Raw genomic sequence first — 12,485 nt, 5'->3', positions numbered from 1 at the left:
GAAATAAAATGAAAAAAATCGTTAGTTTAATTATTGCACTTTTAAGTGTATCTGTGTTGTCGGCAAAAGGTGATTTGCATCTGTTTGATGTAAATAATAAAGATGGTTCAATTACAACTGAACAAATTGAAAAAGCGTTTGTAGATGCAGGGTTTGGCATCGGGGTAAACTCTAATATGAATAAACCTTTTATGATTCAGTTCAAAAAGACAAGCTTTAAAGTCTTTACTCTTCTTACTGTTTATCATAAAAAAATATCTATGGATTTAGTTGCAAAATATCCTGATTTTGGTGTTTTTATGCCAATGGGTGTAGGTATTTACCAAGGGAATGATGAAGAGACTCTACATGTATCGGTATTAACAGCAGATGCTCAGGCAAAAATACTTGGGTTTGACGATGAACTTATTAAAAGCCTAGAAAAAGAGGTTTTAGCTGTTTTAAGTAAATCATTACCAAACTCTACTAACAAACTTAGTGAAGACTCTTTAAAAGAGAGCCACTCTCTTGTAACTAAGTATGAGTTGAATTTGGATGGTGGAGATTTGGCAGAAGCTAGAGAAAATTTGTCAATGAGCTTAAATAACGGCTTCCAGCTAAACGGATTTGTAGTGCCAAGCAGACTTGACGTTAATAAATCTTTAACTGATAGCCCGTACGACTTTTATGAAACAATATCTATATGTAAACTTCCTGTTATATACACTGTTTCACTAACTAGACCAGAAGCAGCAGCATTTGCTCCTTGTAGTCTAATGGTATATAAGAAAAAAGATGAAGACAAGATTGTTCTTGGCTTTCCAGCAGTTCATAACTGGATGAGCAGCGCACATGTAGAGAATAAAGAAGCTACTGATGTTTTATTAAAAGCTCAAAAGCAATTTGAGTCTATTCTTGTTGAAGCGACAGAGTAAATAGAAAATAAACTTTCTGCCTCAAAGAGGCAAGCCACGGAGGACATGGGACGGGACTGTTTATAATTTTGTGTCAGCATTCAGTAGTTGCAAAGTTATAGTGCCAACGGAAGAACTAAAAACAGCATAATTTTTTTACATGTATGCCTTTAAATAGGCATTTTGTTTTAACATATATGCTGAAACTAACTCCGCCGTTGACAGTTGCTGTTGCATAATGAAAAGGTTGAGTGCTTAAAAAACACTCTGAGCTGCTTTCTTATTAGCATCATCTTGTAGTTTAGCATACTTCATTGTTTCTCTTATATCTGCGTGATTCATAAGCTCTTGGATCTGTCTAATAGGCACATTGGAAATTGCTAGTTGTGAAGCGAAAGTATGTCTAAGGGAATGAATTACTATTCTATTTGCTCTATCTTTTGTGTCAAGGCCAACATTAAACAAATCATCCAGTATTGGTTTTAATCTAGTTTGTATTTGTCTAGCACTAATTTGTTTTCCATCATTGTTAAATGAGACTAAGTTGTCATTATAGTTTAAAAGGTTTAATTTATTAGTTAACAAATCTCTAGTTGTTTTTGTTACATATCCACTATAAATTTCACCTCCATTTTTAAAGTCAGTTATGCGTATAATATCACTTTCTAAATCAATATCCCGCTTTTTAATATTTAATATACCCTCTAATCTAGCACCAGTTGTTAAAGCTAGTTTGACGAAAACCTCTAGTAGATCTCCGTGATCTTTTTCTTCATCTTTTAATATAGCCTGCTTATACAGTTCTTCAATTTCAGATACTCTTAAAAACCTTTCTCTAGTGTTCTTCACCTTAAATCTTTTAACTTTCATTGCTGGATTTACTGCTTCATAAAGCTCTTCATTAAATCCAAATCTAAATATTGTGCTAAAAAGCTCAAGAATCATATTAGCAGTTTTTTTACTTAGCTTTTTATCATCTATTATACTTTTTTGTAAGTCCTCTAAGTCAGTTTTTTTAATATTTGTTATTGAGTGTCTTCCAAATTGCTCAGATAAATGTTTATTGTATTTACTTAGTCTTTCATGTGTGCTTGTAGTATTATCCATTGATGAAAAGTATTTATCTGCAACATCATCAAGCGTAATAATTTTTTTGCGATGATTCTTTACAATTTTAGGCGGTTGTTCACCTTTATTTTGAGCATTTAATATCTCTATGCGTTTGTTTTTACAGTAAACCTCAGTGGTTCCATCAGACTCATCACCAACTTGTACTCTTTTTAATTTTCCACTTTCATCTTTATATCTAATGGAATATGACTTGACTCCATTATCTTTGATATAGTACTGAACACCAGGATATTTTTTTGAGCTTATGTATGTTGCCAATTAACGCCCCTTAGTATAAGAATCCAAATAGCCAAAGAGGAATTTTATTTCCATAACCTATCTCTATGTCATCAGAAGCTATATATGAGTTTGGAATATCTTTTATCTGATTGAAGTCTTTATTCTTTCCGCCTACTTCAAATGTGTATTTGCTTTCTACAAGGAAGTCGCCGTTTTTTGAACTAAATATTGTGTCATCATATAGTTTTAATTGAGAGTTAGAACCGTTTTTTATCTGATTTACAAAGAATGATTCTCTTGCGCTTCCCATATTTATATTTGATGTCAGAGCATAAGATATATTGGTGTTTTGCATAAAAAGCTTTTCTGGTTTCGTCATTATTTTATACCCTTTTGCTTGACTAACTATGCTATTGATAATTTTGGCAGACTCTAAATGTTCTAAATACTCATACACTTTTGGACGTGATATGTTAGTTGCATTTGATAGGTCGGTTATATTTGGTATGAAAGGTACATTTACGGCAAGCATATAAAGAAGTTTTTTTAGTTTAGTAATCTGTGTCATTTCTATTTTGTTTATATATGGCAAATCAGTCTCTAAAATAGTATTTATCATCTGTATTATTCTTTGATGGTATGTGTCTTTATCATCAAGTATAAAAGGGTATGCTCCGTATATAAGATACTCTTTAAAGTGCATTAGCGGTTTTATTTTTTTACTTATATCACTGGCAATTGTTTCATGCTTTATTAAGATATCATCTAGTTTATATGATTCAAACTTCTCAATATCGGTAAGTTCTAGATATTCTCTAAAAGATAAGTTTTCAAGATGATAAATAATAGTTCTACGAGAAAGATCAGCATTTTGTTTTGAAATTTGTAAAATGGATGATCCTGAAAAAACAACTTTTATATCCAAAGAGTCATATATATTTTTAATATGGTTAGCCCAGTCATTATATTTATGTACTTCATCTATAAAAAGAACTTCACCGCCGTTTTGTTCAAACTCTCTGGCAAACTCAATAAGTAAAACCGATTGCATATATGGTGTGTCTAAGGAGATATATAATGCATTTTTAGAGTTTTTAAAATTCTCTTTGATATATTGAAGCATCATTGTCGTCTTACCAAGACCTCTTTGACCTAAAATACCTATAGATTTTAAATCCCAGTTGATCTCATTGTATAAGTATCTTTTTTTATCAAGAGAAACTTTTGTTAGTAGCTTTTCTTGGTCTTCAAACATTCGTTGTAAACTCAAAGTGTCATCCTTTTGGATATATGTAAAGTAAGATTAACATAAAGTAGGTAAATTGTCAATCGAATATACCTATTAACAGTAAATATGTTATTTTTAATAAAGTGATTATATCATATTTAGGTGACGAATGTGGTGACGAATTCGTCACCATTATTGAAATTAGTTGACTTTAGTTGATGAAACTTGATAAAATCAATACCTATATAAAACCGTTATACTGGGGATATTTGAAGATAATTGATAATACTTTAAGAAACTTGATAAAACATCTTTTTTCAAGTCCTCTCATCCGCACCACTCTTTTAGAATCCCCTAAAATATGACACCTTCAAAGACTTTAAAACTAATTGTTCCAAAACTGTACCAATATTGTTCTAGTTTATTAAACTAGATTATCAAATATAGTACGCCAATTCAAATAGTAAGTGCAACACCTAGTTAAACTCCTGGATATTTTTTTGAGCTTATGTATGTTGCCAATTAACGCCCCTTAGTATAAGAATCCAAATAGCCAAAGCGGAATTTTATTTCCATATCCTATTTCAAGATCATCACATGCAATAAAACTATTATGAATGTCTTTAATTTGATTAAAACCTTTATTCCTGCCTCCGACTTCAAACAAAAAATTATTATCTATAAGAAAGTCACCTTTTTTTGGATAAGTTACATTGTGTATTTGTGCTGTTGCATTTAGAAAAAATGTTTCCCGTTCTGTTCCTATATTACTGTTAGCAATATTAAGTAGGTTGGTATTATCAAGGTATATCTTTTCTGGCTTTTCCAGCTGTTGTAAACCTTTTGAAGATGAGCTCATTAAAAGTTTAATAATTCCTGCATCTTCTAATTTGATAAAATATTCTTTGATGGTACGACCATCTCCAATCTCTAAAGAACTTTTCAGCCTCTCAATAACTGGTACAAAAGGAACGCTTTGCATAATAATTTTCAAAAGTAAATTTAATTTTTTCATGCTGTTCCCATCCAAGCTTGGATAGACTGATAATAGGTCATAAGATATAGATATATCAATATTTTGTTTTAATATATCTATAAAGATATCATCGTCATTTATATCAAGAGAGTAAGGATAATATCCAACTTTTAGATATCTTTTAAAAATCGGTAGTATTCTTTGGTTGAGTTTTTCAAATTGCTCAGATATATTAAATGCAATTTTTTCATGATTTTCCAAAATGTCTTTAATTGTTAGTATCGAGAATTCTGTATCAAGTGTTAGTTCTAGATATTCTCTTAGGCTCATTCCGTGCATTTTTAGAACATGCGCTCTTCTGCTTAAATCATGACTGCCTTTATTAATTTCAAGAGTAGAACTACCAGAAGCTATTATTTGTAGTTTAGGGAAGTTGTCATAAATGCTTTTTAATTCTTGTGACCAATTTGAATATTTATGAATTTCATCAAAGCACAGTAACTCACCACCAACTTGCTCAAAAAGCTCTGCTATTTCATACATTGACAATTCTCCAATCAAGAAGTTGTCCATACTTACATACAATGATTTTTTATCACTATTTTCTTTCATATATTGAGCGATTGTGGTAGTTTTACCTATACCTCTTTGACCAGTAATAATGGTTAGTCTGTGTTTAATACTTTTATTTTTAATAAAATACCTTTTATAAGGAAGGTTGTTCCTCTGAAGAAACTTTTTTGATTCTGTGCTAAGTTTTGATATCATTTATTGTTTCCTATTAAGTGTTATGTAAGCTATTATAGCACAAAGTAGGTAATCAAATACCTACTAAAGCAATAAATAAAGTTTTATACTACTAGATTTGTGTTGTTGTGAAATATTCTACGAATTATTATAGAATAATTTAGGTGACAAAAAAAAAGGGGGGGGGGGGTGACGAATTCGCCACCATTATTGAAATTAGTTGACTTAAGTTGATGAAACTTGACAAAATACCTTTTAATAAACCTAATAAAATCCCTTAAATAATCACTTTGTAACCAACTCAATAAAGCTACAAACTTAAATTAATAACCGATAACGCCAATTATTTATATGCTATACTATTCCTTAAATAAAAACATTTCATCTCTTTCAACTATAGGAGTTTAACATGGCAATTAGTTCAGGAATTACAATGAAAATTATAGGAATTGGTTTAGTAGTTTTAGGAGTTGGTCTTGCAGTATGGGGGTATCAACTATCCGGTTCTGTCGGCTCACAAATAACACAAGCTGTTACAGGTTCAGATACAGACAGGGTCATGACTTTCTACATCTCCGGAGCGGTCAGTTTTTTTGTAGGCATATATCTTTTGAGAAAAAAATAAAATTGGAGACATTATGGATATCATTAACTTAATAATTTTTTTAGCAGTTGGTGCGCTGGCTGGGTGGCTTGCTGGCATCATAATGAAAGGAAGAGGATTTGGCGTCATTAGCAATATAATTGTGGGAATTGTCGGCGCTTTATTGGGTGGCTTTGTATTCGGTTTGCTCGGCATAACCACAGGCGGTTTTTTAGGCTCTATAGTTATGGCCACCATAGGAGCTGTTATTTTGCTATATATGATTAGAATACTTAAAAAGGCTTAGCTCAATAGTAGCTAAAAATAAGACATGAGGTCTCGTTCATCAAAATGGGAAATTATTATGAAGTATGTCTAAATAATCACTGATACAAGTGGTTTAGACACTGTTTTGACAATAGCTTAAAAGGAGATATTTTTGAAAGGTGACCAAAAACAATATGCAGATTTAATTAAAACTGAAAATTCTACTTTGTCATTAGAAAATATTGAATCTAGCATTCGTCACAAAAATATCCGTAAGCATTTTGAAAAAGAATATGGTGAAAAACTCTATTCTGAAATATTGCTTGTGTTGACCCATGAAAGGTACGAACCTGAGAAAGCTAAATTAATATGGAATAAAATAACTTTACACCTTGATAATTTAACTAAAATACTTGATAGAAATCCTGGTATTGTTGTCGCCACACTTGATTATCTTTCAAATTTTCAAAATTCATTATTATCTCCTGTCCTTGTTCAAGAAGATAAAAGTGATTTTATATCCGAAACAACAACTAGAGACGGGTTAACTCAGCTGTATCTAAAAAATGTATTTAATTTTGCACTGGAAAAAGAGTTAGAAAAAAGCTTTCGAAGTAAAAAAAATCTTTCTTTGCTGATGATTGATATTGATGATTTCAAACAAGTAAATGATAATTATGGGCATTTAGAAGGGGATGAAGCGTTAAGAACAATCGGAAAATTGATAAATGAAAATATTAGAAAAATGGATACTGCGGCACGATATGGCGGGGAAGAGCTTGCCATCATCGTTCCGGAATCAACACCTAGTGAGGCTGTATTGCTGGCACAAAGAATTCGGGAAAAAATATCAAAGATTAAATTCTCCAGTTATTCAGTGACAGTTAGTATTGGTGTATGCCATTCGTCCTTAGATATAAAGACAACAAATGACATGATTAGTCGGGCAGACGAAGCACTATATGAAGCAAAACAGTCTGGAAAAAACCGAGTTGTTGTATTTAAAGGGCGAAAATGAAATATATTATAGACATGATAGATGATATACGAGAGAATATACAAAACTCTAAAGAGTACACGCTCGTAGCTATGCTATTAAAAGAAAACACTTCAGAGAATTTTCAAAATGCCGGTGAAAAAGTTATTTCATCTTTGTTTATTGACCATGACACCAAACAGTTACAGTTAGGATTTACAGATGAAAATGCTACTACAAAGGAGTTACTAGAGCTTGTTGACTCTTTGCAAATGCAAGCCATGATGTATGAATTGGTTGTGAAAATTTCCAATGAGCATCCGCTTATGCCTGTTATAGGATTTGGTGAAAATCATGAAGATAAACAGTACATTTTTTTTCTAACAGCCTAAAGTGTTTTAGTTAATTTATCTCTAGGTATCTGATATAATATCAAGCTAAAGGCAAGTCTCTTTATTATTGAAGAAAAGAAGGTTAATTAATGGGTTTAAGTATTTTTTGGACTTTTGTTGTAATCCTTGTATCGTATATCAGTTTTAGACTTTTTAAACGGATTTTAAACAAGATTGCAAAAACTAAGTCAGTTGATATGAAAAGACTTTTTTATATTCAAAAAGTTTTTGAGATATTGTTTGTAATCATAGCTATGGTTGCAATGTCGTTTGTTTGGAGCGTTGACTTTAAAGGTGTCTCTGTTTTTGCATCATCAATTTTTGCTATTATCGGCGTTGCGATGTTTGCGCAGTGGTCAATACTAAGCAACGTGACTGCAAGCATTATTATATTTTTTACTTTTCCGGCAAGAGTTGGCGATAAAATTAAAATCGTTGACGGCGACAATAGCGTTGAAGGGACAATCAGAGAGATATCTCTTTTTCAGATAGAGCTTATAGACAGTGAAAAAAATCTTGTTTTGTATCCAAATAACCTTTTACTGCAAAAACCAGTCATCAGAATAAACAAATAATCAACAATATTTACACGGTGCCAAACTCATAGGGGGGGGTGAAAATGAAACAATTAATTCTTTTTTTGTTATTGTTTTCATCGCTTTTATATGGAGATTTTGTACCTATCTACTTTCAAGGCAACAAACAGATAAAAGAGCGGGAGCTGTATGAAGCATTAAATCTCTACAAACCTTACATGTATGAGTTTTGGAAAAAAGAACCAACAGTAAGCCCTGAAACAGCTGCTCTTCTGAGTGAAACTATTAAAAATTTTTACCGCTCAAAAGGGTATTTTCATGCGGAAATTACACACACCAAGGGTAATAAAGATATAAATATTACAATTTCTGAACAATCACCCATTCTTGTGGAAGATATTTCAATAATATCAAAACTGAAGATTCATTCCGCAATACCATTTAAAAAAGGGATGTTGTTTGATGCTGATCAATTTGATATTGGTAAAAAAAATATAAAACTTCTTTACGCAAACAAGGGCTACTGCAATGTAGAAATAGACTCCAAAGCGTGGATAGATATGGAGACTGACAGGGCATACCTTATGTATGATGTTACTCCAAATCAGTTATGCTACTTTGGAGAGGTAGAGATAAGCTCTCCAAAAAGTATTGACCCCCAGATTATAAGTTCAATGCTTCATATTAAACAAGACAGACCATTTTCTCCCGAAAATGTACGCAGAAGTTATCAGAGTCTCTACGCAAATGAAGGGATCAGCAAAGCTCTTATAGAGATTGATGTTAAAAACAGTAATATTGCACCGGTAAAGGTCTTAATAACTGAAATTGAAAAGCCAATCAGGTTTCAAGCAGGCGTCGGGGCGAGCAGCGATGAGGGAGCTATGTTGTCTCTTGGAGTTAAGCATAGAAATATATTTGGTAATCTAAAAACAGCTGCCGTAGAGACACGACTAACAGAGATAAAACAGACAATCAAAACAAATTTTTTTATGCCTCTAAAAAATAGAAACTCAACAGGTGCAGAGATTGGTTTTGAGAAAGAAAAGTTTATAGGTTTTAAGGAGGATAGATATTTTGGAAGTATCTTTCTTAAACAGAATGAGACACCGCATATATTTCAAGAGATGCTTCTTTTTGACCATGTGACTACCTATGAGAGTGAGGATGAGAGTCTGTTCCCGCAAGGCCAGCTCTTTGTCACATCTGCAAAGCTTCAATGGAGCTATGACACTAGAGATGATATTCTTAATCCTAAAAAAGGCTATTTCCTCCGTCCTCAGCTAACCGGCTCGATAAAGTCGCAAATATCGGATGCGAGTTATTACAAATATAATATATCCGGAGGGTATATAATACCGCTGCTACCTTCTGTTTTAGCATTAAAAGCAAACTTTGGTTCACTACGACTTTATGAGGGTAATATTCCGGCATCTTACCGTTTTTATGCAGGGGGGATGAACAGCAACCGCGCGTATAATTATAGAAAACTAGGTCCGGTTAATGAACACGGCAATCCAATAGGACTCCATTCCATATTGGAGATGACGGCCGAATACAGATTTGCAATAAGTGGCAACTTCAGAGGAGTGGTTTTTAACGACACTACATTTATAGGGGAGAATGAAACTCCAGAGTACAAGAAGGGTTACTATTCTCTTGGGGCAGGTGTTCGCTATGTTACCCCAATTGGTCCGATTGCGCTTGATATTGGGGTCGATATAGAGAATCCGACAAAGCAGTATGCTTTTCATTTTCATATAGGTGAGCTGTTTTGATTGTAAAAACTTATGTGTTTAGTTACTATTTAACAATCTTTATAACTGCCGTTGTTTTGGTGGTCGCAACCATATTTGTACACCCTGAGTCTGTAAAGTATCTTGCAAATAAATTTTTAAAAGAAAATGCAATTGCGTATAGTAAAGTCGAAGGTTCTCTTCTTACGGGGGTGACTCTGCATGATATCAGCTATTTGGATATCTTTGCTGCAAAAAGAGTTGAAGTGGGATACAACTTTTTCATGCTTTTTAATCCTACTCCCGTTATTAGAAAAATCAAAGCAGATGGAGTATCGTTAAATCTTGACAAGCTGCCAAAGAGCCAAGAGGAGAGTAGTGAGTTTTTTGCTTTTGCCATAGCGAAACTTGAGTTGACAGATGCGAGTGTTATTATTGAAGACGAGCGGTTTGTTTTTAATTTAAATGCGTCAAGGATTGATTACGATAAAACTCTGGATGTGCGAAAACTTTTCGTAGAGTTATTTACCCCATACGCAGATGCGACCATTGATGCGACCATAGATTCAAACAGGCTTTATGCAAAAACTTTAGTGACACCCAAGGTATCAGTTGCCAAAAAGTATTTAGGATTTTTGCAGGGAGTTGCTAAAACAATTGCTATAGATGTTGATGCGTCTTTGCAAAAAATATTTATGCGTACACATTTCAATCGCTTAAGCCTCAGCGCAGACCAGAACATAAGTGTGGGCAATGCGGATGTAAATCTGACATATTTTACAAAAGAGGAGTACTTCTCGTTTGATAGCTCTTACACTCTCTCTTATCAAGAGTTTGAAGCAGAGGCAAAACAAAACGGCCTTTTTAACAATTATGGTGCATATTTTTCTGAGTTAAGTGCAGACTTGACAAAATACCCACCGCAGCTCCCTTTTAAGAGCTTTGAAGCGGAGTTTGCCGGAGATGCAGAGAGTCTTGCAGGAAGTATAAAGACTAAGCAGTTAAAGCTTGATATAAAGTCAAAAGATTATAAAGAGTTCTTGCTACATGTAGATAGTAAAGCTCTAGCGCTATCGTCTATCTCGCAGCTTCCTGATATGCTTAAAAAAAATATAATTGCCTTTAATGCAGATGCTGTTGTAGTGACATCTCCATTTTCACTGATTGGAACATTCAGCACAAAAGGTCTCTATTGCAGTGCAGAGGGGAACATAGCACTAGATAATATCAGTCAGCTTTTTTCTGCGCAAGTCTATCCAAAACTAGAGTCAGAGATTTTCAAAACATACCCTATTGAAATGTTCTCACCTTTGGAGTTTATATATTACAACGAAGATGAAAAAGCTGTTTTGAACATTTATGCAAACATGTTTGACCTGACTCTTTTTAAAAATGGCACGTCTCTTAATGGGTTGGGGCATTTCGGTTCACAGAGTTTTGACGTCAATGGAAAAATCTCTGAGAAAAATGATGCAAATATATCACTCAGCGCAAACATTCCATCACTCAACGCCTTATTGTCAGAGTTTGGTGTAGTCAAATCACAAGAGGGTGTTTTCTTTGATGCAGAGGCAAATATAAAAGCTTCTGTAAATTTTTCAAAAAACATGGAGATAAAAAGCCGTCTTCACATCCCTTGGTTTATTACAAAAGTTGACACTAAAACAGCCTACACGGTGGAAAATCTTTATTTAGAGTCAACCATGACAGACAAAGATATAACTATAGAAAAATATAGCTTGGACTTTAGGAATCATAATTTTAACTCTCAAAAAAAATCAAAAATAAGTTTTGACGACAATGCAACTTTAGAACTAAAAGAGTTTTGGATATATGATAATCTTCTTGTGACAGGTCTATTTAACCCTCTTCTGATGAAAGGAGACTTGCAGATAAAAAGTGATGCATTCAAATATGAAGGTAAAGAAGCAAACGTTACAATTAGAGCCGATGTAGATATCTCACTAGATGGCAATGGGACACAAAAAATAGAGGGAAATGTAACACTGCTTGATGGTGTCATAACATATGAGCCACCAGTTGAGTACACAATCTCAGACGACATTATAATCATACAAGATATCAAGCCTCAAACGGAGAATAAGCGTTTTATAAACCTACATATAAGCTCTTTAAAGCCTATTTCCTATAAAACTAAAAATATTGATTTGCACTTAGTTCCGGATGTGGTTATTTGGCAGGAACCGTCACGTCCTTTGGCTTTTTTGGGAATGGCTACAATTGAAGAAGGTGGAGTGACAGCAAGTGGCAAGCTCTTTATATTTGACAGAAGTGAGGTTTATTTTAATGGATCAAATCCGATAAACCCATACCTAAACCTGAACATGCACTATCAGACATTAAACTATATAGATATAGAGATATTTATTACAAATACTCTTGCTTCTCCTATAGTAATATTTAAGTCAACACCACATTTAAGCCAAAACGACATAATGTCATATATACTCTTTGGAGAGCCAGCTACAGCTGTTTTTGAAAGCTCATCTGGAGGGAAGACCTCCGTCAGCTCCCTTCTTTTAGCAACAGGAGTTAAGCAAATATTTAATGACACGGCTGGTGTAAACATAGATACATTAAATGTTTTAACAAATGAAGAGGGGACTCTGGGGTATGAAATCGGGGCACGTATAAGTGATAAGATAAGAGTCATATATAAGAACGATACTATATCTAGCGTAATACTACAATACAGTTTTAGCAAATCTATTAGATTGGATATCAATATCCACGAAACCGGACAGGGAATAAATATACTGTATGTAAAAGACTTTTAACAG

General features: G+C 33.4%; 11 protein-coding genes. 8 read left to right on the top strand and 3 right to left on the bottom strand.

Annotation, left to right across the window (positions count from 1 at the left end; genetic code table 11):
* Positions 1 to 8 precede the first annotated feature (8 nt).
* Complete coding sequence (locus tag HUE88_RS12035) at positions 9 to 914, top strand: DUF302 domain-containing protein (protein ID WP_194369355.1); 906 nt, start codon at positions 9 to 11, stop codon at positions 912 to 914.
* A 234-nt stretch (positions 915 to 1,148) separates the two neighbouring features.
* Here the strand turns inward: HUE88_RS12035 and HUE88_RS12030 are convergent, their stop codons facing one another.
* From HUE88_RS12030 to HUE88_RS12020, 3 genes are all read right to left on the bottom strand, one after another.
* A complete protein-coding gene (locus HUE88_RS12030) occupies positions 1,149 to 2,282 on the bottom strand; it encodes a tyrosine-type recombinase/integrase (RefSeq protein ID WP_194369352.1) in 1,134 nt (377 codons plus the stop codon).
* Between the two features lie 10 nt (positions 2,283 to 2,292).
* Entirely contained in the window at positions 2,293 to 3,513 is a 1,221-nt protein-coding gene (locus HUE88_RS12025) for an ATP-binding protein (RefSeq protein ID WP_229860082.1), read from the bottom strand.
* Positions 3,514 to 4,003: 490 nt separating this feature from the next.
* Positions 4,004 to 5,215, bottom strand: a complete 1,212-nt coding sequence (locus HUE88_RS12020; protein ID WP_194369350.1) for an ATP-binding protein — start codon at positions 5,213 to 5,215, stop codon at positions 4,004 to 4,006.
* A 388-nt stretch (positions 5,216 to 5,603) separates the two neighbouring features.
* Here HUE88_RS12020 and HUE88_RS12015 point away from each other — a divergent pair, with 388 nt between their 5' ends.
* The 7 genes from HUE88_RS12015 to HUE88_RS11985 all read left to right on the top strand — a co-directional run bounded on the left by HUE88_RS12015 (position 5,604) and on the right by HUE88_RS11985 (position 12,482).
* Positions 5,604 to 5,819, top strand: coding sequence for a DUF3185 family protein (locus tag HUE88_RS12015; protein ID WP_229860081.1), 216 nt, complete (start codon positions 5,604 to 5,606; stop codon positions 5,817 to 5,819).
* Positions 5,820 to 5,832: 13 nt separating this feature from the next.
* On the top strand, positions 5,833 to 6,084 hold the full coding sequence (locus HUE88_RS12010) for a GlsB/YeaQ/YmgE family stress response membrane protein (RefSeq protein ID WP_194369348.1): 252 nt from the start codon (positions 5,833 to 5,835) through the stop codon (positions 6,082 to 6,084).
* Positions 6,085 to 6,216: 132 nt separating this feature from the next.
* Positions 6,217 to 7,062 carry a GGDEF domain-containing protein gene (locus HUE88_RS12005; protein ID WP_194369346.1) on the top strand — a complete coding sequence of 282 codons (846 nt, stop codon included), beginning with the start codon at positions 6,217 to 6,219 and terminating at the stop codon, positions 7,060 to 7,062.
* Positions 7,059 to 7,412, top strand: coding sequence for a hypothetical protein (locus HUE88_RS12000; RefSeq protein WP_194369344.1), 354 nt, complete (start codon positions 7,059 to 7,061; stop codon positions 7,410 to 7,412). The genes HUE88_RS12005 and HUE88_RS12000 overlap by 4 nt, the downstream gene beginning before the upstream one ends.
* A gap of 89 nt (positions 7,413 to 7,501) precedes the next feature.
* Positions 7,502 to 7,987 carry a mechanosensitive ion channel family protein gene (locus HUE88_RS11995; RefSeq protein WP_194369342.1) on the top strand — a complete coding sequence of 162 codons (486 nt, stop codon included), beginning with the start codon at positions 7,502 to 7,504 and terminating at the stop codon, positions 7,985 to 7,987.
* Between the two features lie 44 nt (positions 7,988 to 8,031).
* Positions 8,032 to 9,726 carry an autotransporter assembly complex protein TamA gene (locus HUE88_RS11990; protein ID WP_194369340.1) on the top strand — a complete coding sequence of 565 codons (1,695 nt, stop codon included), beginning with the start codon at positions 8,032 to 8,034 and terminating at the stop codon, positions 9,724 to 9,726.
* Complete coding sequence (locus HUE88_RS11985; protein ID WP_194369338.1) at positions 9,723 to 12,482, top strand: translocation/assembly module TamB domain-containing protein; 2,760 nt, start codon at positions 9,723 to 9,725, stop codon at positions 12,480 to 12,482. The genes HUE88_RS11990 and HUE88_RS11985 overlap by 4 nt, the downstream gene beginning before the upstream one ends.
* The last annotated feature ends 3 nt before the right edge of the window (positions 12,483 to 12,485 follow it).

Source organism: Candidatus Sulfurimonas baltica, from assembly GCF_015265455.1.
In the GTDB taxonomy this organism is placed as follows: domain Bacteria; phylum Campylobacterota; class Campylobacteria; order Campylobacterales; family Sulfurimonadaceae; genus Sulfurimonas; species Sulfurimonas baltica.
Note: the sequence above shows the minus strand (reverse complement) of the source record. Positions and strands in the feature narration are given on the sequence as shown.

What these genes read in the sequence shown, in the direction of transcription:
- HUE88_RS12035 (WP_194369355.1), top strand. Translation starts at nt 9, where the DNA reads ATGAAAAAAATCGTTAGTTTAATTATTGCACTTTTAAGTGTATCTGTG.
- HUE88_RS12020 (WP_194369350.1), bottom strand. Translation starts at nt 5,215, where the DNA reads ATGATATCAAAACTTAGCACAGAATCAAAAAAGTTTCTTCAGAGGAAC.
- HUE88_RS12015 (WP_229860081.1), top strand. Translation starts at nt 5,604, where the DNA reads ATGGCAATTAGTTCAGGAATTACAATGAAAATTATAGGAATTGGTTTA.
- HUE88_RS12010 (WP_194369348.1), top strand. Translation starts at nt 5,833, where the DNA reads ATGGATATCATTAACTTAATAATTTTTTTAGCAGTTGGTGCGCTGGCT.
- HUE88_RS12000 (WP_194369344.1), top strand. Translation starts at nt 7,059, where the DNA reads ATGAAATATATTATAGACATGATAGATGATATACGAGAGAATATACAA.
- HUE88_RS11995 (WP_194369342.1), top strand. Translation starts at nt 7,502, where the DNA reads ATGGGTTTAAGTATTTTTTGGACTTTTGTTGTAATCCTTGTATCGTAT.
- HUE88_RS11990 (WP_194369340.1), top strand. Translation starts at nt 8,032, where the DNA reads ATGAAACAATTAATTCTTTTTTTGTTATTGTTTTCATCGCTTTTATAT.